Genomic DNA, 26,365 nt, shown 5'->3' with positions numbered 1-26,365 from the left:
TATTATAGTTAATTTATAAAATAATATTGATTCATCTTCGGGGCAGGGTGAAAATCCCGACCGGCGGTAATAGAGTTGTAAATCGCTAGTGTTGTACAAAACTACATTAGCTCGCATGATTTACTAATGGCTCTTCAGCCCGCGACCTGTGCAAAGATTTTTTGCATGGCTGACTTGGTGCGATTCCAAGGCCGACAGTATAGTCTGGATGGGAGAAGATGAAGGTACGATCGTCATTCGTTGTTACGAATTAAGCTATGTGCGAGCGTTTTTTTCAGTGTGTCTATTGATTACACTGTTTGCACAAAAAATAGCTAGTGATGGCGTTATTTAATCATGCCTTTTCTCCCTTATGCTGATGTGCATAAGGGTTTTTTCGTGAAAAAACAATCGATTACGTCGTAACCTTTCTTCTTGCAAGATTGAATCAGCAAAGAGGAGAGAGTTTTCAATGAAGAAAAATATCAAACTTCAATCGTTTATTACGATTGGTATGCTAAGTAGTATTTCGTTTTTATTAATGCTTTTTAATTTCCCAATTCCGCCGTTCCCAGCATTTTTAGAGGTGGATTTCAGTGATATGCCTGCTTTACTTGCAGCCATCACAATGGGACCAGTTGCGGGTATTTTAGTAGAACTATTTAAAAATATATTGGATTGGATTTTCTCGGGTACACCTACAGGGGTTCCAGTTGGGCATATTGCAAACTTTGTGACAGGTATATTATTTATTTTACCAGTATCATTTGTTTTTAACCGATTTAAAACAATTGCGGGTCTTGTCGGAGGTTTGGCAACAGGAACAATTGTTATGGCAGTAGGAATGAGCTTTTTAAATTACGCAGTATTTTTACCGATGTACACTTATTTCTTAGGTATGGAGCCAGTAGTTGGCGATTCATTATATAAAATGATTATTGCAGGTATTTTGCCATTTAATATCGTAAAAGGTGTTCTATTAACAGCGATCATGGCGTTACTGTTCACAACGATGCGTAGATGGATTGAACAACAACGTACAATGTATTTATCAAAATAATAAATTAAGCCTCGAGTTTATTCATACTCGGGGTTTTTTGTTTGTAGATCTAATAGCATGCTGGAATCTTCAGGAATTGACTAGTCTAAATTACTATTTTAATGTACAATTAATGTGAGATTAGTTAGATTTGAGGAGATTGAAGAGATGAGTGAAAACAATGGACAATGGTCCAGTAAGTTAGGTTTTATTTTAGCATCGGCGGGTGCTGCGATTGGACTAGGAGCGATATGGAAGCTACCATATGTCACAGGGCAAAGTGGTGGCGGCGCATTTTTCCTTATATTTGTGGTGTTCACTTTGTTGATTGGCCTACCAATGTTATTATCCGAGTATATTTTAGGGCGTGGTACGCAATCTGAGGCGATCACAGCCTATAAAAAGGTTGTTCCAACAAAACCTGCTTGGGCTTGGGTTGGGCGCATGGGTGTACTTGGCTGTTTTCTATTATTAACCTTTTACAGTGTTGTAGGGGGCTGGATATTTATTTATAGTGGCTTAGGTGTATCTGGGGCTGTTATTGATTCAACGGTTAATCCAAGTGAGTTATTTGGAAAAATTATTAGTACTCCGTGGATTACGTTACTAGGTTTAGCGTTATTTACACTGGCAAATGTACTTGTCATTTCGCTAGGTGTACAAAACGGCATTGAAAAAGCAAATAAGTGGATGATGCCATTATTATTTGTTATGTTTATCGTTCTTGTTATTCGTGCATTAACATTAGACGGGGCAATGGAGGGTGTGAAATTCTTCTTATGGCCAGACTTTACAAATATAACAGGTAAAGCGTTATTAGAGGCGTTAGGGCAGTCATTCTTTGGTTTGGCAGTAGGGTTCTCTTGTTTGGTTACATATAGTTCGTATTTGAAAAAGGATGTTAGTTTACCGAACTCAGCAGGCTCAGTAGTTATACTGACTGTGCTCGTATCATTTTTAGCAGGACTAGCTATTTTCCCTGTAGTGTTTGCCTTTGATTTAGAGCCACAGGCTGGGCCTGGCTTATTATTTATGGTGCTACCGACAGCATTTAGTCAAATGCCTTTTGGTGAAGTATTTTTAGCGCTGTTTTTATTACTGTTTTTATTTGCGACGTTAACATCATCATTTAGTTTATATGAAATTATTGTTGCGGCATTTATGGAGAAGTGGCATATGTCACGTTCAGTCTTAACGTTCCTGCTGGGGGTTATTGTCTTTATTGCTGCCATTCCATCGGCATTATCATCTAGTTTGTTAGCGGATGTATCCATTTTTGGAAAGTCGATTTTTGATGCTACTGATTATTTAGTGTCCAATTTAATGCTACCGTTGGGCAACTTATTGATTGCGTTCTTTATTGCCTATGTAGTAGATAAAAGCTTTGTGAAAAAGGAATTGCTTATGGGAAGTCAAATGGGGCAGGGGTTTTATAAGACTTATCGCGTGTTAATGTTAGTAGTCGTACCAATCGTTATTATCGTTGTTTTATTAAATATGCTTTTACAAAAATAATTGAAGAATGCAATTGTGTGAGTGCCTGTCACTCGCAGACACAATAGAAGCCGCAACACTCGCTATCGCGCGATATGTTGCGGCTTCTTATATGCGTTCTCATAGGAAGAATTCAGAATTGTTTGAGTGCCTGGCACTTAATATTCACTTAGGGCGAGCTCACCTATCCAGCTTTTTTCTTTAATCATTTGCTGCGCTTGCATTTCACTTTTTGCAATAGGGAATACTTTGTCACATTGTGAGATGGCGAACAGTTTACGAATAAATTCATCTGTCACAATAATGGCGATTTTCTTTTCGGCAATCGTCACTTTCTTTGCGAAATTAATAATCATACCAAAACCAGTACTATCAATATTGGTTACTTTTTGCATATCAAATACATAGCCATGCTTTGTATCTAAACTAATAGCGTGTAGCTCCTCTTTTAACTCATCGATTACTTCGTATTCTATATTACCTGTAAAGGCGATTGGGATATAATCAGTCTTTGAACCAATATTTATCATGTTATTCTTACTCATTTCAGTGTTCCTCCATGTCATTTAGTTATTAGATTAAAATTTAAATTTATTTACTTCGTTTTGTAGTTTTGTAGAAATTTCTGCCAATTCCTCTGATTTATGAGAAATTTCAGCTACAGTTGCATGTTGTTCTTCAGAAGTAGCTGCCATTTCTTCTGAAGCTGCCGCGGAATCTTCTAGAATGCGTGAGATATCATGTATTGCCTGTTGAACACCTAATGAGTTGTCATTGACATGCGTGAATGCTGATTTCATTTGTTTTACACCTTGCTCAGTTTCCACAACGTGTTCGACGATTTCTTGTAGGGCTTCTCCGCCTTTACTAATGATGTTCACCTGTTCTTTGACAGCGAGTAAATTACTTTCCATTGTCCGGACGGTCACAGCGGTTTCGGCTTGTATATTCTTAATTAAATTTGTAATTTGACCAGAAGCCGAACTGGATTGCTCAGCAAGTTGGCGAACTTCTGATGCGACTACAGCAAAGCCCTTTCCTTGATCACCTGCTCGTGCAGCTTCGATAGCAGCGTTTAATGCTAATAAGTTTGTTTGCTCTGCAATTCCAGTTATAACAGTGATAATACCACCGATTTCTTCGGAGCGTTTGCCTAGTTTTTGAATCGAGTCGGTTGCATAAGAAACTGTATGCGTGACTGTATTTAAATGCTTAATTGCTTCATGAATAGCATCTTCACCTTTTCGAGCGATATGGGTCGATTGGATTGCTCTATTTAAAGTTGTTTCTGCTTTTTCTAAACTATGGGTTACTTCTTCAATCGTTTTTTTCATCATCATGACAATACGTTCTGCCTGATCTGATTGCGTGGCTGTACCATTTGAAATGTCATTCATTGTTAAAGCAATTTGGTTGGAGGCTTCACTTGTTTGATGTGATGATTCAGCTAATGTCTGCGAGGAGCTAGCTATTTGATTGGCGCTATTCGCTACAATCGTCATTGTTTCTGTTAAACGCTGCTTCATATTATTGAAGGCTTGTGCTAAATTGGCAATTTCATCTTTTCCTTTAGGATTTATAATTTTTACGTCTAAATTTAAATTAGCTAGTTCTTTTGCATTTAAGCTTAATTGATTAATTGGCGCAATAATTTGGCGCTGTAAAAACCAACTAATACTCACAAACATTAAAATCGCAATACCTATTAAAATTGCGACATTTTCCATTACATATTTTTTAGCAATATTAATATAGGGGGCTGATGGTGTGCCCGTTGACCACATGCCAATGATTTCGCCGTTCCTATTCATAATCGGTTCGATCGCTACTTGATACATACTTCCCAAAACATTTGCTGAGCCGATATAACGTTCTTTCTGCTCTATCACAGCAGTAGTAACTTCTTGAGGGGCCTTTGTATTTACTTGTCGTAAGCCGTTTTCGACTATCGTTGTATTAACTCGTGTATCATGCTGAAAGATTGTCACAATGTTACCGTCTGCTAGTTCTTCAATCTCATCCACAATAGCGAAATTATCATTAATTTTAATATCACCTTTATACAATTCGTTATTTTTGATAGCCCAGTCGCCAGGGGCAATTACATCAAAATATTGCAAACTTAACTGCAAGTCAGATAAAAGTTTTGTATCCGCACTTTCTAAAAAATTCTTTTTCGCTTCAATAAAATTAATAATTGCTAGAATAGATACCATTAGTAACATACAGGTAAGGATGAGTAAATTTATTTTTTTACGTATTGTCCATTTCATAGAAGACCCTCCAAATTTCAGATGTACTTATCCATGAATTTTCTTTGAACACCGACTAAAAATTTTGTATGAGAAATAGGTTTAAACCAAATAATCGACCATATTTTGACAAAAAATAATCCTCGATCTTGATCTGTATAATTAAATTGGTTTAAATCGAATTGCAAAGCATTCGTTAAATCATGTTCAGTAATACCGTAAGCTTTATTGATGTGTAACTTTACCTCCTCATAGCTCTGTGTACCATTACTTCAATTGTGTTAAAAGGAGGGGGTGTATCGATATCGATTATTTCCATTGCTTCAATCGCATGAATGACTAATTTTTGTAATACATAATTTTTCATTATCTTTTCTGTAAAATGAACTGCTTGTATTTTAGCTTGAACACGCAGTGTAACTTCCGTTACCACTCACCTATATTGTAATTGAAATTGCAGTGTTAAATGTTAGCAAAGTAAAAAGGTCATCGCCATTTTATTGAGAAAGAATAGGGAAACGCCTGTATCCATCCAGAGAAATGGTATTATTTTTTACAAAATTTAGCGGTGTTAAAAAAATTCATGTATTTTACGGTTGATAATAGTTAGACATAAGTGAATCAATTTCATTTCTTTAAAAACATGATTAAAAAGACATTGTTATGTGCGAGATAGCAATGGATAGCTTTGAGTTTTACTGTTTTCACCCTATGGTATATGTCACCCCCAAGTGTATAAAAACTAGTAAGTCTATGTATCTGAGTATGTTGGATACTTAAAGTTGGTGACAATGTGTTATATAGGAATTTTAAGGCGATGCTAAATCATTTGCCTGGAGTTTGCGAAGTTTGCTTCAATCTGGTAGCTTAGACCATTCGAAAGGGAGTTTTGTACTGGATGGAAACAAAAGGCCTTTATCCACCGACGTCATTATTATAAAAGCTACTTTCTAAATGTTCAATTACTTTAATAGGGATTGGTATATAGGATAGTAAAAATATCCTATTAAATACTATTAAAATTATATTTCGTTTATAATGTACCAGTAAAATATAAATAATGCAAGACTAATGTTCTATAAAAGAATTTTTTAAGTAATCATTAAGTTTTATTTTAGTGAATGTCAAAATATAGGTCCAACCTAATAAATCTATACATCTAAAATAAAGATAAATTTATTCGAAAAAACATATGTAAGAAAACATTACATGCCCATTGCGCTTTTTTGTTGTTATAGTGTAATTTAAAAGCAGTTATAAAAAATACGTTAAGAAAAATGACAAATTGGAGTGGTGAAGAATGAAACATCATACAAGAGATGATATTATCCGCATGGTGAAAGAAGAAAATGTGAAATTTATTCGCCTACAATTTACTGATATATTGGGCTCGATTAAAAACGTGGAAATACCAGTTAGTCAATTAGCGAAGGCATTAGACAATAAGGTCATGTTTGATGGTTCATCGATTGAGGGGTTTGTTCGTATTGAGGAGTCTGATATGTATTTACGTCCTGACTTAGATACATTCGTTATCTTTCCATGGACAGCGGAAAGAGGTAAGGTAGCACGCTTTATCTGTGATATTGCACGACCAGATGGTACAGCATTTGAAGGTGACCCACGTTCCAACCTAAAGCGGGTATTAAAGGAAATGGAAGAGTTAGGCTTTAGCTCCTTTAACCTTGGACCAGAGCCAGAATTTTTCTTATTTAAACTAGATGATAAAGGGCATCCAACACTTGAATTAAATGATAGTGGTGGGTATTTCGATTTAGCGCCGACTGATTTAGGCGAGAACTGTCGACGTGATATTGTGCTCGAGCTGGAGGGTATGGGTTTTGAAATTGAAGCGTCTCATCACGAAGTGGCGCCGGGACAGCATGAAATTGATTTTAAATATGCAAGTGCCATTGAAGCGTGCGATAACATACAAACGTTCAAACTTGTCGTTAAGACAGTGGCAGCACAGCATGGTTTACATGCAACCTTTATGCCAAAGCCGTTATTTGGCGTTAATGGCTCAGGGATGCATTTCAATCTTTCATTGTTTGAGGGTGATAAAAATGCCTTCTATGATGAACATGCAGAATTACAATTGAGCGAAACGGCTCGCAGCTTTATGGCAGGGATCATGAAGCATGTCCACGGCTTTACAGCAGTGACAAACCCTTTAGTAAATTCTTATAAACGTTTAGTTCCAGGCTATGAGGCACCGTGCTATGTAGCTTGGTCAGCTCAAAACCGTTCACCACTTATTCGCATCCCTGCGGCACGAGGTCTTTCAACTCGTATTGAATTACGTTCTGTTGACCCTGCGGCTAACCCATACTTAGCGATGGCTGTTATTTTAGCATCAGGACTTGATGGGATACGTAAAGACTTAACACCACCAGATGCTGTAGATCGAAATATTTATAAAATGAACCGTGTAGATCGTGAATTAAATGGCATTGATAGTTTACCATCTTCTTTAGAATACGCATTAATCGAGCTAGAGATGGATCATATTGTACGTGACGCACTTGGCAATCATATTTTTGAGAAGTTCACAGAAGCGAAGGAAATTGAATGGAACAAATACCGCACACGCGTCCACAATTGGGAACGTGATGAATATTTGACGATGTACTAGAAAAGAAGTGTTGGGGCTGTAGGATTTTAGCGATTGTTTCGGATTAACCGACAATTCCTTGTACGGTCGATTAGTGCCAGAAGGATAATATTAATTCTAAAGATTAAAATTCACCATTCTAAAAATATTTTCTAATTTAAAGATAAAACCAGCTCTATTTATTTGAGCTGGTTTTTTTATGTCTAATGAACTTAAGGAAGACTTACTTCTTTGATTTGTCATCAGTTTTGTTTTGATCATCCATGTGTTCTTTGTGTGTTGAAGGTGCTTCAGTATCATTGGGCTCTGTTTTGTCTTTCGAAGTACCACACCCAAATAATAATCCTGTTGTTAGGATTGCTGTAAAAGTACCGATGATTAATTTTTTCATACTTCACCTCATAATAAATTTTTATAAGTTATTCTTGCCCTAATTTTTAACTTCATATTCAATGCAAAGAAGGAAATTTAGGTACTGCGAGATAGAATCATGACTACCTCAGTTTGCAACTCTACAGGTTTGAAGGTTTTATCAATACATTCATCCCAGTATTCAATGTGCTTTTTATCAAGCCAATGTTCGGATGTTTCGTCGTCAATTCCGCCAGTGCCTTGAACAACATACCAATACAAATATTCCTCTTCATTTAAAACTTCTCGAAAAATCGTTTCAACATACATTCGCTCGCCTTCAAGGGTAACGAGTACATCGTCCATATGTTCATTCAAGAAAGCTAACCACTCATTTACTTTTTCTGTTTTACCTTGTTTCACGCGATATCGTGTGCACTCAATATTCACTACTTCCTATTCCTTTCTGTTATGTATTCAACAATCTTTATTTCAATATTTTAAAATATTTAATTTTATTTTCATATTTATCGAAGTGCACCGTTCAAAAGACATTTATAATTGAAAAGCATGAGGAAGTGCCATATGCTGGTGGATTGAAGGCTTTTAACATAGTGTTGGGCTGTAGGAATGTTAAAAAGTATAATCAATCTGTAGACATTCTTGTTTATGAACATAAGTAAAATGGAACTTTTCCTTTGGAGCATGATTATTTATTAAGTTATTTATTTCCTTAGGAACCCTTTTAAGAACCTATAAAATTTAAACTAGCTCTATATACTTGAGCTAATTTTTAAAATGGCTTTCTCCATCAAACATTCAGATGATTGAAGTTATTCAAAAATGTGCGAAAAAATGACATTATTAATATAAAATAGAAATACCTGTATCTCTTTTGAGAATTGAAATAAGCTAAGGAGATCAGATGGGGGATTTGACGGAGTAATAACTTAAAAGGGAAGAGAAGTCTAAAATTGACTCCCTATATCAAGGAGGGAAAAATGAGTTACATACAAACAATGCGGCAGCTCATTGGCAATGAAATGCTAATGACGGTAGGGTGCGGTGTTATTCTTGAACATGACAATCAAATTTTACTACAACATCGAACGGATCGAGATGTTTGGGGCATACCTGGTGGCATAATGGAGCCTGGCGAGTCGTTTCTTGAAGCGGCCGTAAGAGAAACTTATGAAGAAACAGGTTTAAAAGTTGAACAATTAGCGTTGTTTGGTATTTATTCTGGTGAAGAAGGATTTGCAGCATATCCGAATGGCGATAAAGTTTTTAGTGTCCAAATTATTTTTCACTCAAGCTGTTTTTCGGGAGAATTAATTCAACGTTCGGAAGAAAGTCACGAACATCGATTCTTTTCCCGGAACAACCTTCCGCAGTTAAACGTTCATCAAGAAAGATTTATTTATGATTGGGTAAACAAGGTGAGCTTGCCAGTAATTAAATAATAGGCGATAGGTAGAGGGTATTTAGAAAAAGCTCTAGACCTAGTAATCGTAATAGAGTTAATTTCTATTGCAAAATCAATTACTTAGGTTAGTGGTGTTCCCCTTGTGCAGTACCATTATTCGTGGATTATTTTTATGTATTAGAAATAAGTGGTTAGAAGAGAAAGGTGAGATGAGCATGAGCCAAATTAAAATATATGGTGTTAAGGACAGGTTAAATCCTATTAAGGCAGCATTATCAACTATTATTCATTGTTGTATGATGGAGGCACTGACATTGCCATCCGATAAGAAATTTCATCGTTTTTTCCCAATGGATAAAGAAGATTTTTACTTTCCTAGTGAAAGAACTGAAGCATATACCATTATTGAAATTAGTATGTTCGAAGGTCGAACGATGGAAACGAAAAAACAATTACTCGCATTGCTATTTGAAAAAATTAACAGTCAATTGAGTATAGCTCCTCAAGATATAGAAATTACTATTTTTGAAACACCTAAGCATAACTGGGGGATACGAGGACTTCCTGGGGATGAGTTAGCATTGAATTATAAAGTTAATGTTTAAGTTTTTTCATTGAGAAAAAGTAGAGGCATTTTTAAATTTTAAGCCCTGTTAACAGATCAAAGAGGGGTTGAACATAGTGATAAGAAAAGGATACTTTATCGACAAAGAAAAAAAACAGATTTATCATGATGAAGTGGTAGTTTCAAGTAAAATTTACTCTGAACTATTTACGTTACAGGAACTGGGACAAATGATTTTTAATGGCGAAGTAGAAGAAATATTCATCTGTAACTATCAAACGGAACGAAAAAGTAAATTAGAGTGTTTATTAATAAATGATGTTAAGTCAGAATGGAATACAAAGTATAAAAATAACATTTGCCTTGATGATGAAGCATATTTAAATGATTTTCCAAATGGTTATTGCTTTTTTGTTGAGCTTTGGGAAAGCGAAGAAGGTACAACTATTTTGGTGTTATTCCAATATCATTAAAGGTCAAAAAAGTGGAGACGGCTATTTCAGTGGCTTACGTTGCGCTACAAAAACGTTCACAGTAAAAAAGTGTTAGATTGATTGCGGTCAATCTAACACTTTTTTGTATATTTTTATAATTTAATCGTCCAACCAAATGTATCTTCAAGCGTGCCATTCTGGATGCCTGTTAATGTTTCGTAAAGCATTTGTGACACTTCACCAATCTCACCGTTATTAATCACTATTTTTTCATCTTGCCATTTTAATTCTCCTACAGGTGAAATAACCGCTGCTGTTCCTGTACCAAATGCTTCTTCCAAAGTTCCATTATGATAAGCCTCTACCACTTCATCGATTGAAATACGACGTTCCTCAACTGGAATGTTTTTCGCCTTTAATACTTTAAGCATTGAATTACGTGTAATCCCAGGTAAGATGCTACCATTTAATGCTGGTGTGATGACAGTTCCGTTTATTTTGAAGAATATATTCATGCTACCTACTTCTTCGATGTAACGGTGTTCCTTACCGTCTAGCCATAAAGTTTGAGAGTAGCCTTCCTTATTGGCAATTTCTTGTCCTTTTAAGGCGCTCGCATAGTTACCAGCAGTTTTTGCTTCGCCGGTGCCGCCAACTACAGCTCTTACAAAATGTTGTTCCACCATGATTTTTACTGGATTAATGCCCTCTTTGTAGTAAGAGCCTGATGGAGACATAATGATGATAAATTTATAGTTTTTAGAAGGGTGTACACCCAAGTGTGGCTCAGTAGCAATAATAAATGGACGGATATAAAGAGATGTTCCAGGTGCCTTTGGAACCCATTCACGATCCAATGTTACTAACTGCTTTAACGCCTCTAACGCCAATTCTTCATCAATTGCTGGAATGACAATACGCTCATTCGAATGATTTAAGCGGTTAAAATTACGGTCAGGACGAAATAAAAGGACCCTATTATCCACTGTTGCATAAGCTTTTAATCCTTCAAATACAGCTTGTCCATAATGGAAAACCGCTGCCGAAGGATCTATAGAAAGGGGCTGATACGGGATAATGCGTGGATCATGCCAACCCATACCTTCTGTGTAATCGACTATAAACATATGATCTGTAAAAAATTGACCAAAACCTAATTGGTCTACTGCAGGTTTTTCTTTTGGGTTTGTTGTTATCTCTTTTGTTATTTCTAACATGTCATATCCTCCGCGTATTGTGTCATTAGATGAAATATCTATAATACTTAATAATACTGTTTATTTTAAATTAATTAAATACTAAGAATCTACTAATAATTAATAAAATTGCTCATTTATATATTTTCATCAACAAATCACACTCATTGCAAAGATTTTATTCGTAGCGTAACGCTACAAGCGGACGCTTTCCGCTCACTTAAATATTCATGTGCTTCTTGAAATTTTTATGTTATTGCTTCTTATAAATAATTATTATTGAAGGAGTAGCACCTTTTAAGTAAAGGTTTGGAAAATTGACGATATGTAGTAGACTATGCATACAACTGAGTGGACCAGTCCAAAGATAGCATAAAAAGACAGGAAGAAAAAACTAGTATACGTTAATCTTTAATCAAGGAGTGAGGGCATTTGAGTTTGAGTTGGATTGAGTCGATTCAAAAGGCAATAAATTATATAGAGGAGCATTTGCAAGAAACGATTACAATGGAGCAGATCGCAAACGAAGTGAATGCATCTGTTTTTCATTTTCAACGAACATTTTCTATTTTAACGGATATGTCAATTGCGGATTATATAAGACGAAGAAGATTGACTTTAGCAGCACAGGAATTAATCAATACAGATGTAAAAGTAATCGATCTCGCCTTCAAATATGGCTACGACTCTCCTGAAGCTTTTACAAAAGCATTCCGAAAGCAACATAATGTAACGCCGAGTGAAGCACGAAAACAGCAAGGACCATTACAATCATATAACCGCCTCGTAATCCAGGTGAGTCTGAAGGGAGCAGAACCAATGAAGTATAACATTGTAGAAAAAGAAAAGTTCCAAGTTGTAGGAGTGAAAAGAACGTATAATTGTCAAAAAGGCGAGAATTTGCAAGGCATACCTCTATTTTGGGATGAAGTAAATCGCCAAGGAATGGACGAGCAATTATTTGCATTAAATGACGGACAAATTAAAGGGGTACTGGGTGTTTGTGTACCAGACGAAAACTATAAAGAAAATAATTTAATGGAATATTGGATTGGAACAGATCACGTAGGGGATATACCGGAAAATTTATTAGCAATGGAAGTGCCAGCATCAAAATGGGTTGTGTTTGAAGTACATGGCCCAATGCCGGATGCGATGCAAAATGCATGGAAGCAAATTTTCTCTGAATGGTTCCCATCCAATCCATATGAACCTGCTGGTACAGCTGAATTAGAGGTATACACGGACGAAGACCCATCAAGTGAAAATCTCTATTCGGAAATTTGGATCCCGATTAAGTAAAAGTGCCCTTAAAAGTGCCAGGCACTCAAACAATTCTCAAACAATTTTGCGGCAAGCGCCGCCCGTAGCGGAAATCAACGGCAAAAGACATCTATATTACTTTGAAGCCAAGAATGTAACTTGTTGTTCATTCTTGGCTTTTGACGTTTAAAAGAAATTATTACGCAAATCGAAAACTTTGTAGAACAGTCTAGCATTTCTGCCCATTTTGCTATTGGTATTCATATGTGCTAATAAACATTGTTGAAACAATACATCGCATTTTTTTGTTCTACCGTATCTTGAATAACATTCATCATGCTTCTTACAACAAGAATCAACAGCATTTGTTGGTGAACCAGGTCCTGAACATCCAGGTCCGCAATATTTATAGCCAGGATAACAAAATCTTAATCTTCTATTCCTCTTCACCTTGGTCACCTCTTTTCAAATTCAAAATGTCTACATACTATAAATTATGTTGTCTTAACTTTTGAAAAGGGATGAAAAACTAATGAAACATGAAAAAGAATGAGACAAAATTTCACATTCCATTAGCTGCTGATACATTAGATTACGCTTGATAATATCATAAATAAAAGAATGGTCTTGGAAATTAATTCAGACCTTTTTTAGTGTGTGCGTAAGAAACTGCAATTTTAAATATATCGTTAAGATAAATGAAAATCCTTCAGTTAAGGTTTTTGTAAGCTAATCAACAAACTGCTGTAAGGTTGCGTAGATATAATAGCCAAGGAGCATGAATTGCAGTATTGAAGATAAGGAGTTGAAAGCATGAATCCATCTATTACACAAAAAGAAAGAATTATGTCCTTAGATATTATTCGTGGATTAGCGTTATTTGGCATTCTATTTATTAATGTAGGTGCCTATCAAATAGTAGTTGAAGGAGGACCGGTGCCTGCCTATAGTAAATTCAATAGTATTATTGATACACTAATTGATATATTCATTGAGAAAAAATTCTTTTCCATTTTTTCATTTCTTTTCGGTGTCGGTTTTTATATTTTTGCTTCCCGCGCTGAAGCAAGAGGTGATAAGCCTCGATGGCGTTTTGCAAGACGTTTACTAGCATTATTTGTTATTGGGATTGTCCATATAATTTTTTTCTGGGGTTCGATTCTTTCTGCATATGCAGTAATTGGTTTATTCTTACTACCATTTTATCGAGCGCAGATTAATACAATTCGTAACTGGCTTATTGGCATAATCACTGTTCACATTGTAAGCATACTTGGACAATTGTTTTTGCCAAACCTAGCTATCCTTTCAACAGTTTTCGATGTATTAGGAAATGATACAATAACTATTTTTATTATGTTTTTAACAGGTTTTCTAGTAGCAAAAGCTGATTGGATAAGAAATGTGAGACAACTTACCAAACAAATAAAGTTGGTATTATATGTAACAGGTCCAATATTTGTAGCTATGTCTAGTTGGATTTGGTTTGCATCTCAAAATGATGATAATCAAAAGCTACAATTATTACTAGGATTAGGTGTAATCCCGACTACATATTTTTATTTAGCGAGTTTATTCCTGATTCTAGAACACAAAAAAGTTGTGAAAATTCTAGAGCCAATTGGACGTGTCGGACAGATGGCGTTTACAAATTACTTAGCTCAGAGTTTTATAGGGTTAGCTATTATATCTCTAATGGGACTCGAAGTGCTTTCGACTTCCTATATTGTCATCATTGCCATTATGATTTTTGTAATTCAAATGATCATTAGTATCATTTATTTTAAATTTTTCAAAATCGGGCCATTGGAAAAAGTATGGAGATGGATGACATACGGAAGAAAAGTAACGACAAAATAATGATTTCAACGTCAGAGTATCATGGCTCTGACGTTTTTTTATAGGAATATTATTGTGCTATTATTTTATAGTATAAATTTGTAAACAAAATGAAACTAAATATCAGGTTATTCGTAAATTAAGTATTGATAATAAGGAGCGTAAGAATATGGCAAAGCAATTAAAAAAATATATGGCAGTGACTACTGCATCATTTATGGTCATGCAATTAGCAGCGTGTGGCAATACTGAATCACAGACAAACGAAGAGTCTAATGATCCCGTCAATACGACGAATACGTCAGGAACTAATAATGAACCTGCTAATAATGAGGATATATTAAATGTACATAACAGTGAAATGGCTGATGCTTGTGATGAATGGCAAGAAGGTGATGATGGTTCGTTTGAATGTTTAGATGAAAATTCACCGTATTACGCCCAACATTTTTTTAATGGCTTAATGTATGCCACTGCAGGTGCAATGATTGGAAGTGCCATCTATAAAAGCCGCAATCTGAAAAATGGAACAGACAAGGACGATAACAGTAGCGGTTCGGCAGGATCATCGACAACGTCTACTAAAAAATCGAACGCTACAAATGCGAATTCAAATGGCATTACAACAGGTGGCTCCTCTTCGCCTTCATCTGGTACATCAACAAATAGTTCTACATCAAATAACCCAACGTCTAGTGGCTCAAATACTAATTCGAGTAACACGAATTCTTATTCGAGCGGTCAGCGTTCATATTCGAATGGTTCAAGCTCTTCTTCAAGTAATACGAGCTCTTCTAATTCGTATTCGAACGGCTCGTCATCTGGAAAATCAGGCTTTGGATCTGGAGGCGCATCTAGGGGAGGCTCTTCATCGTCCTAACGATTGAAAAAGGAGAATCTCGATGGAACAAGATACTTATAGTAAACAACGGCAAAAATTCTATTCACAATTTCCTAATTTCTTTTCCGATTTTGAAGATTTAGAGTATGCATTATATGATGTGATGGAGCTGACAAAGGAGAAAATAGACGAACTTTATTACGCGTCGAAGATTCTTTGGCAAATCTTTTTAAAAGTAGGTAAACAATTTAAGCATTTAACTGATGAGCAGCTTTTTGCTCTTGGTATTCGTTCAGAAATGACACCTTATATTGAATTGGATTATTTACAACAACAGTCTATACTTGCTCGTTTTGATTTTGTTTGTACTGAGGACGGCAACATAAAATGTCTCGAACTGAATGGAGAAACGCCTTTTCTTGTGCAAGAAACGTTTGAGATGAATGATCAGCTTTGTCAGCATTTTCATCTAGAAAATCCTAATGATGTGTCCGCATTACATAAAACGTTATCCGGTGCACTTTTTGCCGCAATGCAGTATTTAGAGGATGTGAAAAAGCCTAAAATCGTTATTACAGGTAAAACAGCAGAAGAGGATTATGAGGAGTATTGTCAGGTACATTTTTTGAAAACATGTGTGCCGTTTGATGTTGAATATGTACCTATCGAAAAGCTTATAATTTTTTCTGATGATACGCCAGATGTAAAGAGAGGGCTCTATACGCCTTCAATGGAGAGAATCGATATTTTGTATCGACCCGCACATCCAATAGAATTTATAATTGATGATGTAGCCCCCGATGGCGAAAGAATCGGTCTGCAATTATTGGATCTTGTGAAAGATCGTAAGCTTGCGATTATAAATGCTCCAGCGGCATATGTCCTTCAATCGAAAATTTTGTTATGGCTAATTTGGGAACGTAAAAATGATCCATTGCTATTTAATGCTGAGGAGCGAGCTGCAATTAATAAATATATGTTACCAACGCATTTATCAGCAAAGCCATTATTAGTAGATGGAGTGCCTTATGTGAAAAAACCTGTCTATTCTCGAGAAGGAAATACGGTAGAAATATATGCAGGAGATGGCTCTAAAACAACTGGTTCTGCGTACAATCATTATGATGACAATTTGTTTATTTACCAGCAATACGTAGAAATGCCTTCAATCAACATACAACAGGGTAATGGCCTCCATTCTAAGAAATGGCTAATCGGTTCTTTCATTGCAGATAATCGCGCTTGTGGCTTGTCTTGTAGAGTGGGCAATCAGATTACCGAATGGGATTCACATTGGCTAGCTGTAGGCTATAAAAATGTCCCATAGGCAGTTTAAGAGTTTAAGGTAAAAAAATCCACTTTGTTTCCTCGCATGCAGGAGACTTTGTGGATTTTTACTTTTGTATTGAGTATTTAATTTATTAATCGTTCCACCCTTTACAGACATCAATCCATTGCTGATAAGGTGTATATGCTTCTAGCTCCTGGATGGTAAGTTCAATTGCAGAATTGCTGCTGCCGCAGGCTGGGAATACAGTTGCAAAACGTTTGAGTGATTCATCTAAATAAACAGCAACCCCTTTATTAATACCGAACGGGCAAACCCCTCCGATATCATGCCCAATTCGTTCATTGACTTCTTCCTTTGCAAGCATTTTCGCTTTCGTTCCAAACATTGCTTTATATTTCGCATTGTCAATTTTGGCATCCCCCGCAGCTACAATTAAAATGGCACCATCATTCACTAGAAACGATAGTGTTTTAGCGATACGTTCTGGTTCACAGCCAAGTGCCTGTGCTGCCATTTCAACAGTTGCAGAGCTTTCATTCAGTTCCTGTATTTTATGCTGTAAATTCCATTGTGCGAAATGCTCGCGTACTTTTTCAATTGCCATATGTAAAAACCTCCTTGCAGTATCCTTTTATTTTAACATAATTTTCAGAATTTAAATGACGAATTGTAGTTGTGAAAAATTACATGTTTCACAAACCTCTGGTAAAATATAATAAAAGGAAAAAAAGGAGGTATTTACATGGACTATCAACCTATTAATTTAAGCGAAAAGTTATCAAAGTTTACTGAGCAGTGGTCTCCTAAAGTTATTGGTGAAATGAATGACTACCAGTTCAAATTAGTTAAGATTCAAGGTGATTTTGTATGGCATCAACATAGTGAGACAGATGAGGTATTCATCGTACTAGATGGGGAGATGGTTATTGCATTTCGTGATGGAGAGGTCAAACTATCTAAAGGAGAAATGTATGTAATACCAATGGGCGTAGAGCACAAGCCTTATGCTGAAAAAGAGTGCCAAATAATGCTAGTGGAACCTAGAGGCGTTGTCAATACAGGTGAAACAAATAGCGAAATGACTGCAGAAAACGATGTGTGGATTTAAGGTGATAAAAACATCGCTGATTGCAAGGGCTAAATTGCCAGCGTGAAGGAAATCGCAACTAGCAGGGGAGAAAATCGCTGATAACCCCCCCGAAATCGCCGATAAGAGTGGCCAAATCGCCGATAAAACACCCGGCAAACGCCAAAAAAACAAAGGGGGATTCCCCCTACACTAGCAGGAATCAAATCGACACAATACCGGTGCAAATCACTACTAAAAGGATATATCAACCTCAATTGGAGTGAACGTATGGATAAAAAATTTAAAATTAGAAAAGCAACTGAATCAGATGCAAAAGGAATAGCGAAAGTACATGTCGACAGTTGGAGAACAACATATGCCAACATCGTTCCCGACGAATACTTAATGGATTTATCATACGAAAATCGAGAGCTGCTATGGATAAAGAATATTACGAATGACGCTGTATTTGTTGCCGAAAACAACGAAGGGGACATTCTAGGTTTTTCTTCAGGCGGTAAAGAAAGAAGCGGTAAATATATCGGTTTTGAAGGGGAACTATATGCTATTTATCTTTTGAAAGAATACCAAGAGCAAGGGATTGGGAGAGCACTTGTTGCAGCAATCGTAGAAGAAATTAAGGGGATGGGGTTGTGTTCAATGCTCGTTCTTGTTTTGAAAGATAACAGTTCTCGTCGATTTTATGAAGCACTTGGTGGGAAAAAGATAGATACTGTTGAAATTCTGATTGCTGGCAAAAAACTCGCTGAGCTCGTTTATGGTTGGGAAGATATTCGAACTATACAGTAAATCGGTAAAAAGGGATGGATATTATTGATAAAACTTCCGAAGATAGTTGTAGCATTTATTCTAATAAGCACAATTCTAATGCTCGCTTCCTGTACCCAAACAGAAAAACCACATAAAAAACAAGATATAGAAAGTATCGTTACATCTTTTGAACACCCTCAAACAAAGCAAAAGTATAAAATAGTCAATGCCTATAAACTTTATAGCAACTATCAAGATAAAGTTGAAAGTAACCCAAAACAATCAAAACGAGAAATTTATCAAGAGGAGGTTATTGAACCAATCTATAGTGATTGTTTTGACAATGGCGAATATCTTCATATGGCGCATTATGCACTAAACGTCGCGCCGGACCAATTAACAGAAAATCAATTATTAAGTGAAAAAATTGATAGGGAAGAAACAGAAAAGCTTATAAAAGAAGCTCTTTTCAAATCTTCAGACCTTATACCGTCCGAAATAGAAACGACTGTATGTGTTCTTCCTGCCACTAATGTAAACGCTGAAATGGTAACGGTAGGGGCAGGGAAAATAATCGTTCTATACAATAAAGATTATACGGAAGATAGATTAAGGTTTAGTATGGCCCACGAATATCATCATAGTATTTGGACTGAGAAGTATGGAAGTAGAGATATGCAGTTTACGATTTTAGATAACATGGTTTTAGAAGGAAAGGCAGTGATGTTTAATAAATTAGTTTATCCTAAATATTATGAAAATATATTGTACTATGCATACGATAGAGAAAATTGGTCAAAAGTTGTAGGAGATTTAGCTAGTACTAACTTTAAGCGCTCACAAGAAATTAATTATGGAGGAGTTGATCTACCATATTCATATGGTTACAGTGAGGGCTATAAAATGGTGAAATCCTACCTTGATTTACACCCAGATGTAACACCTGAGGAATGGACTGCCCTAAGCGCAAAAGAAATATTTGAAAAGGGTAATTACCTCGAACATTATCAATGAGGGATGGAAGATGGAGAAAATAAATGAAGTCATTGAAATACTAATAAATAATGGTTTGATAAGTAACGATCGTCTAACATTAAAAACTTTAAAAAGCGGGACGACGAATGGCGTATTATTTACGCTCAGCATTAACAATAAGCCGACCTTTGTAATAAAAATAGATAACCCAGCCATTATTACTGCAACGAATGATTTTCTATCCGTATATCGTGATGTAAAGCTATTGCCTGATGTTCTTTATACAGACGTAAACAAAGAATTTATTGTCTACTCTTATATTTCTGGAGAAACACATGTTATTCGAGGGTCCAAATTGGAATGGATGGAAGTTATAATAAATGAGTTGTTTCATGCATACCAACGAGTGGAAAAAGACATTCCATGGGGAAGGGTCAATGGACTACATAGAAAATATTGGTCAGAATTTAACGAGAGTAGTTTAGTATTTGCACAAAAGAGCATAGAAGACTTACTACCATTAGAGGACCATAAAAGAGTAGAGATGTTGGTTAAGAAATTAAGTGCTTATCATATCCAAGAAGAGAAGTATTATTTACATGGAGATACGGGTGTTCACAATTTTGTATTTTTGGATAATAAAATCAACGGCGTTATTGATCCTTCACCGTTAATTGGGCCAAAAATTTATGATTTTACCTATGCCTTTTGCTCTTCCCCAGATAGCTTAAATATGAATACACTGTTGTCATCATTTGCGTTGTGGAATAGCGATTCTACATTTTCAAAAGAACGGCTGGTGGACGAGGTGCTTTTTCAGTTATACACACGTATTGGCGTATGTTTTCAAGTACATCCACACGACCTAGATGCTTACTTGGAAGCATGGCAAGAGTGGAGAAAATACCTATAATAATTGTAGTATTTATCGACCAATGAGTTGCTACGGCAGCTCTTTTTTACTAATAGAAGGTTTAATGAGCCAGCCTTATTTGTATTTATGGGATTATTTGTAACTAAATTGAGTTTTAATCGTCTAATCAGTAAATATATTGAGGGAGTGTAATGCTTGAGGTATACAAAACTTATATTATTTACAGCGATTATAGTCTTTTCATTTTTTCCGTGTAAAGCAAAGGCAACAAGCTGGGCATATCCTTTCGTTGTTTGGGATGATTATATTTATGTAATTAGCGATGAATATGTAGAAAAGATTAAGAAAAAAATTGGAGAAGTCACGAAGTATTCAGATATGGAACAATATGAAGGCAACTTTTCAAATGTCTATCCAAAAGGGACGAAATATTATTCAATTGAGGGAATAGATACAGATATTGCAATTGCAATTGATATAGGGGATAGTCATTATATAAAAGCAATTAGAGAAGGCGAGTATACTTACCGTAAAAGTTACCCCCAATATGTCTTTAAAGGTTTAGGTATTTTTGCGATTTTCATTGTAGGTTTTATTATCTTTACTCAATCTAGAAAAAATCTTTAACAATATACGGGCTCTCTTTAATTATGAGGAGGTATTATTTGTGAAATACATTAAAGGCTTATATGTAATACTTGCACTAATGATGTTCGTTGTTTTGGTAAGCACGACAATATTTGATGATAAATATTCGGGGATATCGATGTTCGTTTGTTTAGGATTATTTTTAATTGGATCTACCTTTTTTATCAATGCCAAACAATTAAAAGGAAAGTAAGTTGTTCAATCATGGGGCGTTAATGATCGATTATTGAGTTGCTACGGCAGCTCTTTTTTCTTTCGTGAATAAGGTCGAAAAGGGATGAAATAAATGAGTGATGATCAAAAACGATATAAGGAAAAAAATGGCAAAGCAATATACGGCACGACTACTGAAGAACGATTTAAAGAAGTTCATGGAATAACAATCGAGGAATGGAAAGCAAAAGAAGAAGCAAGGTTTAAAGCTATAACAGGAATGAGTTCCGACGAATGGTATATTAAAAAGGTTCGTTCTTCGACACCAATTGATTACCTTAAAAAGCTCAATGGTGTGGTTTCTCAGGATGATGTAGACCTAGTTAAGGATTTACAAGTGTTAGGGTTAAATGATGGTGTTATAAATGTATTACTGGATTATGTGAAATTGGTTAGTAGAATTGGGTTTATACACTCGTTGGTAAGAGAAATGGGTGAAAGTTGGCTCAAGAAGAATGTCTCAACTATTGAAAGCGCAATGGCCTTTGTAAGGGAAGAATGGAAAAACTAAAGTCCTCAAATTATATTTTCCAACATCAAAATCCACTTTGAGATAACGGGGTGCTTAATAAAATTTAGTGCAAAAAGGATTCTTATGAAAAAAATGGTATAATTAAAAAACCTAATTATCTATTAATATAATTTTAGGCAGTAGTAGTTAGAGGAGGCGTTCATTATGACAAGTACAAGATTTTATATTATTAATGGCAACAAGGGGATAACGACTCATTAACTAAGTTGTTTGGCGTTTCCCCGTATTTTGAAAGGGGAAAATTATGATTAAAGAAAATGTGAGAATCGTAGAATTAAATGCAGAAAACTGGTACGACTGCTGTGAATTAGATATATCAACAGAACAAAAAAAATACATCGAACCCAATGCCATATCAATAGCTCAGTCAAAGTTTGAGCCTACTTTAAAGCCATATGCTATTTATTTAAATGAAAAAGTGGTCGGCTTTTTAATGTACAATTCTGTTCAAGAAGAACTTGATGGTTATTGGGTGTATAGAATAATGGTCGATAAGGAATTCCAGGGCAAGGGTATAGGTAAAGCTGCAACTAAATTAATGCTTACAGAGATGGCTAAATTACCGAATTCAAAAAAAGTTGTTGTAGGTTATCATCCTGAAAATTTAGGAGCACATCATTTATATGCGAGTCTAGGATTTATTGATAAAGGTAATCGGTTCGGTAAAGAAATGGCAGTAATAAAATATCTTACCGAGTGACAGGATGATAGAATATTGAAATGAGTAAGGGCCATTTTTTTGGTCCTTTCTTTTTGTGCTAACGGTGCGTTAAAAAACAATAAAAGAATGGAGTGAACAACGATAGATTTAGGTCAATATTTAACTAGTACATTTCCAGGACTTACGTTAGTGCCTAGTCTTTATCATCAATGGGACATAGGTATTCACTTTGAATTAGGAGCTGGAATGTATCAATTTAAAGACGATGGTAATCTCAATTACGAGATGTTTGAATGCGTGTATAGTCAGGCATTGTCTATTTTCAACGAACTTTTCTCTGATTCAGATGAAATTTTTCTTGTTACGAATGTTTATCAGCACAAGTCTTACGAAATGAATCGAATAAATGTTTATAATCACTATTTAAAAAATAAAGATGTAAAACTTCATTTAAGGCAAGAAACGTTGCCAAATGTATTTAATGTTGATGAGTCAGATGATCATTATACATCGCGCTTTTCTTTAAAGTGTCGCAAACAAGATATTAAATATCCATTACTTATTAAAGCAGCGTGTAATGAAGATTTCCCTTTAAAACCAAAATTCCGTCGGGTTACTAACTATCCAGATGTATTTTTTATAAATATCACTAAAAATGTGGTCTTTTTTATTTATGATGATAGAGGATGCGAGGTCATCGCAACGAATAAGGAAACCATTGTACCTTTATATGAAAAATACGGCGATTGGCTCGATGAGTATTCACGAGAGGAGATTGTTAAACGTTTTAAATAAAAGCGGCCTTATTAATCAAACGAGTTTGGCTATGCTAGGAGGTGAAAAAATGGATTATTTTGAAATGAAAAATGTGAAAGATACTTTAAATAAAAGTCTTATTCTTTCTAAACCATTAACTAACTATGATGCAAAAGTGAACCTATCCAATACCTATTTTGAAGATGAAGAAGAAAATTTTCTTCCTAAACAATGGTTTTGTAGTATGACTATAGCACAATGGGAAGGGGTAGAAATATTTGTACAAGGGGATAGCGAAAAGCCTTATGCAAAATTTATTGACTTGGCGGAACGAATATTCGACCAGCTACATCAACATGTTAGCAGTGCCTTAAAGTATTTAAAGAACTTCTTTCCTGCTCAGGTAGTGGATGACTTCTATCTAACGACAATATCATTTGGCAAGATTCTTAATTTTGATGGTCATATTCTTTCAGGTTTTAGTTTAGCTTTTTATAGCGAGTATCCGAATGAATTTCAGTATAAAGTAAAATTCAAAGAAGATGGATGGCCTATAGGTTTTGAAGGTGGTCCTTTTTAATGGAACTGGGTGTTATGAATTTATATTATAAATGTTTTTACCAAGATTCGTCAGTTATAATCGGATACGATAAACAGAACAGCAATGTTTCTCGTATCAAAGTGTTAGAAATACTTACTCATCAAGAGACGAGAGACTATTTTATAAAGTATTTAACTGATTAGCTAACGTATGCTTAGCCAACTAAATAAAAAATGCCTCGACTTATAAATCGAGGCATCTTGAACTTGCCAATTAGACAATGCATTAAACTATTCTTTCATATTTTCAAATAAACGATATAAAAACACTGAAAAATGTTCACGGCTTACTGGTGCGTTTGGCATAAAATACCCGTTACTACCCGTTGAGATGCCATTAGAGGCTAAAATTCGAATATATTCATAAGCATCATGTTTTGACGATACATCTTTAAATTCTTGTGCAGTGTCTTGCATTTTTAAATCAAACGTATTTACTAAAATTTTCGCAAGCTGCGCACGTGTTAAGTTACTGCTTATGTTCATTTTTCCATTGGAGCCGTCAACGATGCCAGCACGATAAAATGGTAGGACAAGCTCATAATCCAGACTAAAACGTCTTAAATCTTCAAACTGTTTCATTTCACGTATTGGTGTTAAATTTATATCACTATAACGAGATAACATGGTAAACACATGTCGACGTGAAATTGAATCAGTTGGTTTAAACAGCCCATCGCTATACCCTTGAATAATTCCCATCGTTGATAGATTCATAATTTCGTTATAATAACGATAAGTAGGAGGCACATCACGATACGTCACTTCATCAAATTGGATGGTGTAATTTACCTCATCTTGTTGTGACCAAAGTGTACTCGTCTCGATATTATATTTGCCTGCTTGTAAAATTGCAGTAATCGTAAATCCCGCTTGTTGCTGCACGAAATCGTATTCATAATCATAAATTTGTTGATATTCGCCCGTTGCATTAGCTTTTTGAAGGATTGCTGACATTAACTCTTGTGAATCGGTCGTAACCGTAATTTCCACCTTTTGTTTTCGGTCTAGCGTAAAATAGTAATTATCGTTGCGTCCTAGAAAGCCACGAATTTTTTGGCCAGCTGTAAGCGTTGTACCAAAAATACTATTTTTAAAGGTCTCAGGCTCAATAATAGTTTCCGTTTTTACTGTAAATTGATAAGCAGGATTATACTCTGTTTCGCTCGCATCTACTTTCACAGTATACGTTCCAGGTGGTAAAACTTCTGTCGCCGATTTAGATAAATCTCGACTTGTCATCGTTTCTAAATAACGGTAGCCATTTACGTCATTAATATTGATATACAAATTGGGGCGATACCCTTGTACTTGTGGCTTAAATTCTTCCGTTTGTAACGTTACTTTACTTGTTTTATCCAATGTAAACGTATAGTAATCTTCGAAAGCTCCGACAGTTCCTACACTTTTAATTGGTTTGTTAAGCGCAATGGGGTTTGCTTGCTGTGAAGTATTGTTCGGTTCTACATCAAAAGAAGAGTGGAGCGGTGCAAGCGTGTACGTCGCATTGTATGGTTGTCCATCAGGTCCATCAGGTCCGTCAATTCGTACATAATACAAACCGGCATGTAATTGGAGCTGTTGAACCGTTTTATTTTCATCCCCGTCATCTTTCGTAGTTCTTACATAGGCAAAGTCTCTTCCTAGTTCAGTACCATTATCTTGTATTAACGCAATTAATACGGAAGCTTTAATTGGATCATCGAATGTAAAAGTGACAAGCGAATCCTCATTTAACTGCAAGCGATAATAATCATAGGAATAGTCTGGTACTTTTTCAATCCATGTATTTGCTGGCCAAAAAGGCGCATTTTTCATATCATACCCCTCGGACGCCGCCTCTGCTTTCCCTCCAATCAACAATATTCCAAAAAATATAATCAGTAATATCCATTTTTTCAATAGTCGTTCCTCCATGTCGAATATTCATTAATTATTGTATAATAATATCTTTTATTAGCTATATGTTTTGTAAAAAAGAAACAATATACCTATGAATATTGTGAGACGATAGAATGAATGGCATATAAAAAGCTCTTTTTTAATGACGTTTGGTGTTGCAATTGTAGTTGGCGGACTGAGCAATTTAAAGGATAATTCAATAGTGTAAAGAATTATGTGAAGAATAGTAACGATAAAATTTGAGGTGGAAAAATGAGTATTCAATTTTATGATTTAGGAACTGTTAATGAGAATGATTTAAAATTTGCAGTAATAAGTGCTATTTATAAAGGGAAGTGGCTTTACGTAAGACAGAAAGAACGAGTGTCATGGGAAATTCCTGGAGGTCACAAAGAGACCGGGGAAATCATTATTGAAACAGCAAAAAGAGAATTATTCGAAGAGACTGGGTGTGAAGCAGTCGATATAGTTTCGGTTTGCGACTATTCAATGGATGATTCCGTTAATAAGATTTTTGGAAGGCTATATCTTGCAAAGATAAAGAAAATTGGCCAATTGCCTGTATCAGAAATCTGTGAAGTTAAACTATTTGATACCCTCCCTAAAAACCTAACTTATTCAGAGATTCAACCAAAATTATTTAAAAAGACACTTGCTTTCATGCAAAATAATAAAGGTTACACTTAAAGCAGCATGCATAAGGGAGGATAGGATGAGAGGGGCTATTTCTCAAGTCCTTTGTTTTACTTTTCGAATATTGATGAGTGTTTATCTATATTA

30 protein-coding genes and 1 riboswitch are annotated in these 26,365 nt (G+C 35.4%); of the genes, 21 read left to right on the top strand and 9 right to left on the bottom strand.

Annotation, left to right across the window (positions count from 1 at the left end; genetic code table 11):
- The first annotated feature begins 29 nt into the window (after nucleotides 1-29).
- Nucleotides 30-224: riboswitch (FMN riboswitch) on the top strand.
- 227 nt (nucleotides 225-451) lie between these two features.
- Nucleotides 452-1,039, top strand: a complete 588-nt coding sequence (locus ACIQXJ_RS12105) for an ECF transporter S component (RefSeq protein WP_401008718.1) — start codon at nucleotides 452-454, stop codon at nucleotides 1,037-1,039.
- 147 nt (nucleotides 1,040-1,186) lie between these two features.
- A complete protein-coding gene (locus ACIQXJ_RS12100) occupies nucleotides 1,187-2,533 on the top strand; it encodes a sodium-dependent transporter (RefSeq protein ID WP_403053807.1) in 1,347 nt (448 codons plus the stop codon).
- Nucleotides 2,534-2,670: 137 nt separating this feature from the next.
- Here the strand turns inward: ACIQXJ_RS12100 and ACIQXJ_RS12095 are convergent, their stop codons facing one another.
- The 3 genes from ACIQXJ_RS12095 to ACIQXJ_RS12085 all read right to left on the bottom strand — a co-directional run bounded on the left by ACIQXJ_RS12095 (nucleotide 2,671) and on the right by ACIQXJ_RS12085 (nucleotide 5,197).
- On the bottom strand, nucleotides 2,671-3,057 hold the full coding sequence (locus ACIQXJ_RS12095; protein ID WP_403053804.1) for an STAS domain-containing protein: 387 nt from the start codon (nucleotides 3,055-3,057) through the stop codon (nucleotides 2,671-2,673).
- A 33-nt stretch (nucleotides 3,058-3,090) separates the two neighbouring features.
- The gene (locus ACIQXJ_RS12090; RefSeq protein ID WP_403053801.1) at nucleotides 3,091-4,785 is read right to left on the bottom strand and encodes a methyl-accepting chemotaxis protein; all 1,695 of its coding nucleotides are present in this window, start codon (nucleotides 4,783-4,785) and stop codon (nucleotides 3,091-3,093) included.
- A gap of 220 nt (nucleotides 4,786-5,005) precedes the next feature.
- Nucleotides 5,006-5,197, bottom strand: a complete 192-nt coding sequence (locus ACIQXJ_RS12085; protein ID WP_403053798.1) for a hypothetical protein — start codon at nucleotides 5,195-5,197, stop codon at nucleotides 5,006-5,008.
- A gap of 867 nt (nucleotides 5,198-6,064) precedes the next feature.
- Between ACIQXJ_RS12085 and glnA the strand changes: the two genes are divergently transcribed.
- On the top strand, nucleotides 6,065-7,399 hold the full coding sequence (glnA, locus tag ACIQXJ_RS12080) for a type I glutamate--ammonia ligase (RefSeq protein WP_403053795.1): 1,335 nt from the start codon (nucleotides 6,065-6,067) through the stop codon (nucleotides 7,397-7,399).
- 202 nt (nucleotides 7,400-7,601) lie between these two features.
- Here the strand turns inward: glnA and ACIQXJ_RS12075 are convergent, their stop codons facing one another.
- Nucleotides 7,602-7,769 (bottom strand): hypothetical protein, encoded by a 168-nt coding sequence (locus tag ACIQXJ_RS12075; protein WP_403053792.1) that lies wholly within the window; start codon nucleotides 7,767-7,769, stop codon nucleotides 7,602-7,604.
- Between the two features lie 77 nt (nucleotides 7,770-7,846).
- On the bottom strand, nucleotides 7,847-8,179 hold the full coding sequence (locus tag ACIQXJ_RS12070; protein ID WP_403053790.1) for a DUF6176 family protein: 333 nt from the start codon (nucleotides 8,177-8,179) through the stop codon (nucleotides 7,847-7,849).
- 551 nt (nucleotides 8,180-8,730) lie between these two features.
- Between ACIQXJ_RS12070 and ACIQXJ_RS12065 the strand changes: the two genes are divergently transcribed.
- The 3 genes from ACIQXJ_RS12065 to ACIQXJ_RS12055 all read left to right on the top strand — a co-directional run bounded on the left by ACIQXJ_RS12065 (nucleotide 8,731) and on the right by ACIQXJ_RS12055 (nucleotide 10,193).
- Entirely contained in the window at nucleotides 8,731-9,192 is a 462-nt protein-coding gene (locus ACIQXJ_RS12065) for an NUDIX hydrolase (RefSeq protein WP_403053787.1), read from the top strand.
- Nucleotides 9,193-9,370: 178 nt separating this feature from the next.
- Nucleotides 9,371-9,760: a tautomerase family protein gene (locus tag ACIQXJ_RS12060; protein WP_403053784.1), complete on the top strand. Its 390-nt coding sequence runs from the start codon at nucleotides 9,371-9,373 to the stop codon at nucleotides 9,758-9,760.
- Nucleotides 9,761-9,836: 76 nt separating this feature from the next.
- The gene (locus ACIQXJ_RS12055) at nucleotides 9,837-10,193 is read left to right on the top strand and encodes a hypothetical protein (RefSeq protein WP_403053781.1); all 357 of its coding nucleotides are present in this window, start codon (nucleotides 9,837-9,839) and stop codon (nucleotides 10,191-10,193) included.
- Between the two features lie 113 nt (nucleotides 10,194-10,306).
- Here the strand turns inward: ACIQXJ_RS12055 and ACIQXJ_RS12050 are convergent, their stop codons facing one another.
- Entirely contained in the window at nucleotides 10,307-11,371 is a 1,065-nt protein-coding gene (locus ACIQXJ_RS12050) for a branched-chain amino acid aminotransferase (protein WP_403053778.1), read from the bottom strand.
- 417 nt (nucleotides 11,372-11,788) lie between these two features.
- On the opposite strand from ACIQXJ_RS12050, the gene ACIQXJ_RS12045 reads away from it, so the two are divergent.
- Nucleotides 11,789-12,652: an AraC family transcriptional regulator gene (locus ACIQXJ_RS12045; RefSeq protein WP_403054902.1), complete on the top strand. Its 864-nt coding sequence runs from the start codon at nucleotides 11,789-11,791 to the stop codon at nucleotides 12,650-12,652.
- A 147-nt stretch (nucleotides 12,653-12,799) separates the two neighbouring features.
- Here ACIQXJ_RS12045 and ACIQXJ_RS12040 read toward each other — a convergent pair whose 3' ends face one another.
- Complete coding sequence (locus ACIQXJ_RS12040) at nucleotides 12,800-13,063, bottom strand: phospholipase A2 family protein (RefSeq protein ID WP_403053775.1); 264 nt, start codon at nucleotides 13,061-13,063, stop codon at nucleotides 12,800-12,802.
- A gap of 363 nt (nucleotides 13,064-13,426) precedes the next feature.
- Between ACIQXJ_RS12040 and ACIQXJ_RS12035 the strand changes: the two genes are divergently transcribed.
- The 3 genes from ACIQXJ_RS12035 (at nucleotide 13,427) to ACIQXJ_RS12025 (ending at nucleotide 16,620) form a co-directional block, all read left to right on the top strand.
- A complete protein-coding gene (locus ACIQXJ_RS12035) occupies nucleotides 13,427-14,473 on the top strand; it encodes a DUF418 domain-containing protein (protein WP_403053772.1) in 1,047 nt (348 codons plus the stop codon).
- A gap of 148 nt (nucleotides 14,474-14,621) precedes the next feature.
- Nucleotides 14,622-15,332 (top strand): hypothetical protein, encoded by a 711-nt coding sequence (locus ACIQXJ_RS12030; protein ID WP_403053769.1) that lies wholly within the window; start codon nucleotides 14,622-14,624, stop codon nucleotides 15,330-15,332.
- A 22-nt stretch (nucleotides 15,333-15,354) separates the two neighbouring features.
- A complete protein-coding gene (locus ACIQXJ_RS12025) occupies nucleotides 15,355-16,620 on the top strand; it encodes a glutathionylspermidine synthase family protein (RefSeq protein ID WP_403053766.1) in 1,266 nt (421 codons plus the stop codon).
- A 94-nt stretch (nucleotides 16,621-16,714) separates the two neighbouring features.
- Here the strand turns inward: ACIQXJ_RS12025 and ACIQXJ_RS12020 are convergent, their stop codons facing one another.
- Nucleotides 16,715-17,188, bottom strand: coding sequence for a YbaK/EbsC family protein (locus tag ACIQXJ_RS12020; protein WP_403053763.1), 474 nt, complete (start codon nucleotides 17,186-17,188; stop codon nucleotides 16,715-16,717).
- A 138-nt stretch (nucleotides 17,189-17,326) separates the two neighbouring features.
- Here ACIQXJ_RS12020 and ACIQXJ_RS12015 point away from each other — a divergent pair, with 138 nt between their 5' ends.
- The 10 genes from ACIQXJ_RS12015 (at nucleotide 17,327) to ACIQXJ_RS11970 (ending at nucleotide 23,663) form a co-directional block, all read left to right on the top strand.
- A complete protein-coding gene (locus ACIQXJ_RS12015) occupies nucleotides 17,327-17,692 on the top strand; it encodes a cupin domain-containing protein (RefSeq protein WP_403053760.1) in 366 nt (121 codons plus the stop codon).
- Between the two features lie 249 nt (nucleotides 17,693-17,941).
- Entirely contained in the window at nucleotides 17,942-18,463 is a 522-nt protein-coding gene (locus ACIQXJ_RS12010; protein ID WP_403053757.1) for a GNAT family N-acetyltransferase, read from the top strand.
- 78 nt (nucleotides 18,464-18,541) lie between these two features.
- Entirely contained in the window at nucleotides 18,542-19,438 is an 897-nt protein-coding gene (locus ACIQXJ_RS12005) for a DUF2268 domain-containing putative Zn-dependent protease (protein WP_483869689.1), read from the top strand.
- Between the two features lie 10 nt (nucleotides 19,439-19,448).
- Nucleotides 19,449-20,312: a hypothetical protein gene (locus ACIQXJ_RS12000; protein WP_403053751.1), complete on the top strand. Its 864-nt coding sequence runs from the start codon at nucleotides 19,449-19,451 to the stop codon at nucleotides 20,310-20,312.
- 156 nt (nucleotides 20,313-20,468) lie between these two features.
- Nucleotides 20,469-20,900, top strand: a complete 432-nt coding sequence (locus ACIQXJ_RS11995) for a hypothetical protein (RefSeq protein ID WP_403053748.1) — start codon at nucleotides 20,469-20,471, stop codon at nucleotides 20,898-20,900.
- Between the two features lie 40 nt (nucleotides 20,901-20,940).
- Nucleotides 20,941-21,114, top strand: a complete 174-nt coding sequence (locus ACIQXJ_RS11990) for a hypothetical protein (protein ID WP_403053745.1) — start codon at nucleotides 20,941-20,943, stop codon at nucleotides 21,112-21,114.
- Nucleotides 21,115-21,207: 93 nt separating this feature from the next.
- Nucleotides 21,208-21,645, top strand: coding sequence for a replication initiation and membrane attachment family protein (locus ACIQXJ_RS11985; protein ID WP_403053742.1), 438 nt, complete (start codon nucleotides 21,208-21,210; stop codon nucleotides 21,643-21,645).
- Nucleotides 21,646-21,910: 265 nt separating this feature from the next.
- Nucleotides 21,911-22,366: a GNAT family N-acetyltransferase gene (locus ACIQXJ_RS11980; RefSeq protein WP_403053739.1), complete on the top strand. Its 456-nt coding sequence runs from the start codon at nucleotides 21,911-21,913 to the stop codon at nucleotides 22,364-22,366.
- A gap of 102 nt (nucleotides 22,367-22,468) precedes the next feature.
- Nucleotides 22,469-23,122 carry a DUF3885 domain-containing protein gene (locus tag ACIQXJ_RS11975; RefSeq protein WP_403054900.1) on the top strand — a complete coding sequence of 218 codons (654 nt, stop codon included), beginning with the start codon at nucleotides 22,469-22,471 and terminating at the stop codon, nucleotides 23,120-23,122.
- Nucleotides 23,123-23,171: 49 nt separating this feature from the next.
- The gene (locus ACIQXJ_RS11970) at nucleotides 23,172-23,663 is read left to right on the top strand and encodes a hypothetical protein (RefSeq protein ID WP_403053736.1); all 492 of its coding nucleotides are present in this window, start codon (nucleotides 23,172-23,174) and stop codon (nucleotides 23,661-23,663) included.
- 251 nt (nucleotides 23,664-23,914) lie between these two features.
- On the opposite strand, the gene ACIQXJ_RS11965 is transcribed toward ACIQXJ_RS11970, so the two are convergent.
- On the bottom strand, nucleotides 23,915-25,585 hold the full coding sequence (locus ACIQXJ_RS11965) for an S-layer homology domain-containing protein (RefSeq protein WP_403053733.1): 1,671 nt from the start codon (nucleotides 25,583-25,585) through the stop codon (nucleotides 23,915-23,917).
- Nucleotides 25,586-25,837: 252 nt separating this feature from the next.
- Between ACIQXJ_RS11965 and ACIQXJ_RS11960 the strand changes: the two genes are divergently transcribed.
- The gene (locus tag ACIQXJ_RS11960) at nucleotides 25,838-26,272 is read left to right on the top strand and encodes an NUDIX hydrolase (protein ID WP_403053730.1); all 435 of its coding nucleotides are present in this window, start codon (nucleotides 25,838-25,840) and stop codon (nucleotides 26,270-26,272) included.
- Nucleotides 26,273-26,365 lie beyond the last annotated feature (93 nt).

The sequence above is a fragment of the Lysinibacillus sp. NPDC097868 genome (assembly GCF_044761135.1).
GTDB lineage: Bacteria > Bacillota > Bacilli > Bacillales_A > Planococcaceae > Lysinibacillus.
This window is presented reverse-complemented; position numbering and strand designations above follow the sequence as displayed.

Bases quoted from the DNA above. Each gene is read 5' to 3' on its own strand.
- ACIQXJ_RS12105 (WP_401008718.1), top strand. From the start codon at position 452: ATGAAGAAAAATATCAAACTTCAATCGTTTATTACGATTGGTATGCTA.
- ACIQXJ_RS12100 (WP_403053807.1), top strand. From the start codon at position 1,187: ATGAGTGAAAACAATGGACAATGGTCCAGTAAGTTAGGTTTTATTTTA.
- ACIQXJ_RS12095 (WP_403053804.1), bottom strand. From the start codon at position 3,057: ATGAGTAAGAATAACATGATAAATATTGGTTCAAAGACTGATTATATC.
- ACIQXJ_RS12090 (WP_403053801.1), bottom strand. From the start codon at position 4,785: ATGAAATGGACAATACGTAAAAAAATAAATTTACTCATCCTTACCTGT.
- glnA (WP_403053795.1), top strand. From the start codon at position 6,065: ATGAAACATCATACAAGAGATGATATTATCCGCATGGTGAAAGAAGAA.
- ACIQXJ_RS12075 (WP_403053792.1), bottom strand. From the start codon at position 7,769: ATGAAAAAATTAATCATCGGTACTTTTACAGCAATCCTAACAACAGGA.
- ACIQXJ_RS12065 (WP_403053787.1), top strand. From the start codon at position 8,731: ATGAGTTACATACAAACAATGCGGCAGCTCATTGGCAATGAAATGCTA.
- ACIQXJ_RS12060 (WP_403053784.1), top strand. From the start codon at position 9,371: ATGAGCCAAATTAAAATATATGGTGTTAAGGACAGGTTAAATCCTATT.
- ACIQXJ_RS12050 (WP_403053778.1), bottom strand. From the start codon at position 11,371: ATGTTAGAAATAACAAAAGAGATAACAACAAACCCAAAAGAAAAACCT.
- ACIQXJ_RS12035 (WP_403053772.1), top strand. From the start codon at position 13,427: ATGAATCCATCTATTACACAAAAAGAAAGAATTATGTCCTTAGATATT.
- ACIQXJ_RS12030 (WP_403053769.1), top strand. From the start codon at position 14,622: ATGGCAAAGCAATTAAAAAAATATATGGCAGTGACTACTGCATCATTT.
- ACIQXJ_RS12025 (WP_403053766.1), top strand. From the start codon at position 15,355: ATGGAACAAGATACTTATAGTAAACAACGGCAAAAATTCTATTCACAA.
- ACIQXJ_RS12020 (WP_403053763.1), bottom strand. From the start codon at position 17,188: ATGGCAATTGAAAAAGTACGCGAGCATTTCGCACAATGGAATTTACAG.
- ACIQXJ_RS12015 (WP_403053760.1), top strand. From the start codon at position 17,327: ATGGACTATCAACCTATTAATTTAAGCGAAAAGTTATCAAAGTTTACT.
- ACIQXJ_RS12010 (WP_403053757.1), top strand. From the start codon at position 17,942: ATGGATAAAAAATTTAAAATTAGAAAAGCAACTGAATCAGATGCAAAA.
- ACIQXJ_RS12005 (WP_483869689.1), top strand. From the start codon at position 18,542: ATGCTCGCTTCCTGTACCCAAACAGAAAAACCACATAAAAAACAAGAT.
- ACIQXJ_RS12000 (WP_403053751.1), top strand. From the start codon at position 19,449: ATGGAGAAAATAAATGAAGTCATTGAAATACTAATAAATAATGGTTTG.
- ACIQXJ_RS11985 (WP_403053742.1), top strand. From the start codon at position 21,208: ATGAGTGATGATCAAAAACGATATAAGGAAAAAAATGGCAAAGCAATA.
- ACIQXJ_RS11980 (WP_403053739.1), top strand. From the start codon at position 21,911: ATGATTAAAGAAAATGTGAGAATCGTAGAATTAAATGCAGAAAACTGG.
- ACIQXJ_RS11970 (WP_403053736.1), top strand. From the start codon at position 23,172: ATGGATTATTTTGAAATGAAAAATGTGAAAGATACTTTAAATAAAAGT.
- ACIQXJ_RS11960 (WP_403053730.1), top strand. From the start codon at position 25,838: ATGAGTATTCAATTTTATGATTTAGGAACTGTTAATGAGAATGATTTA.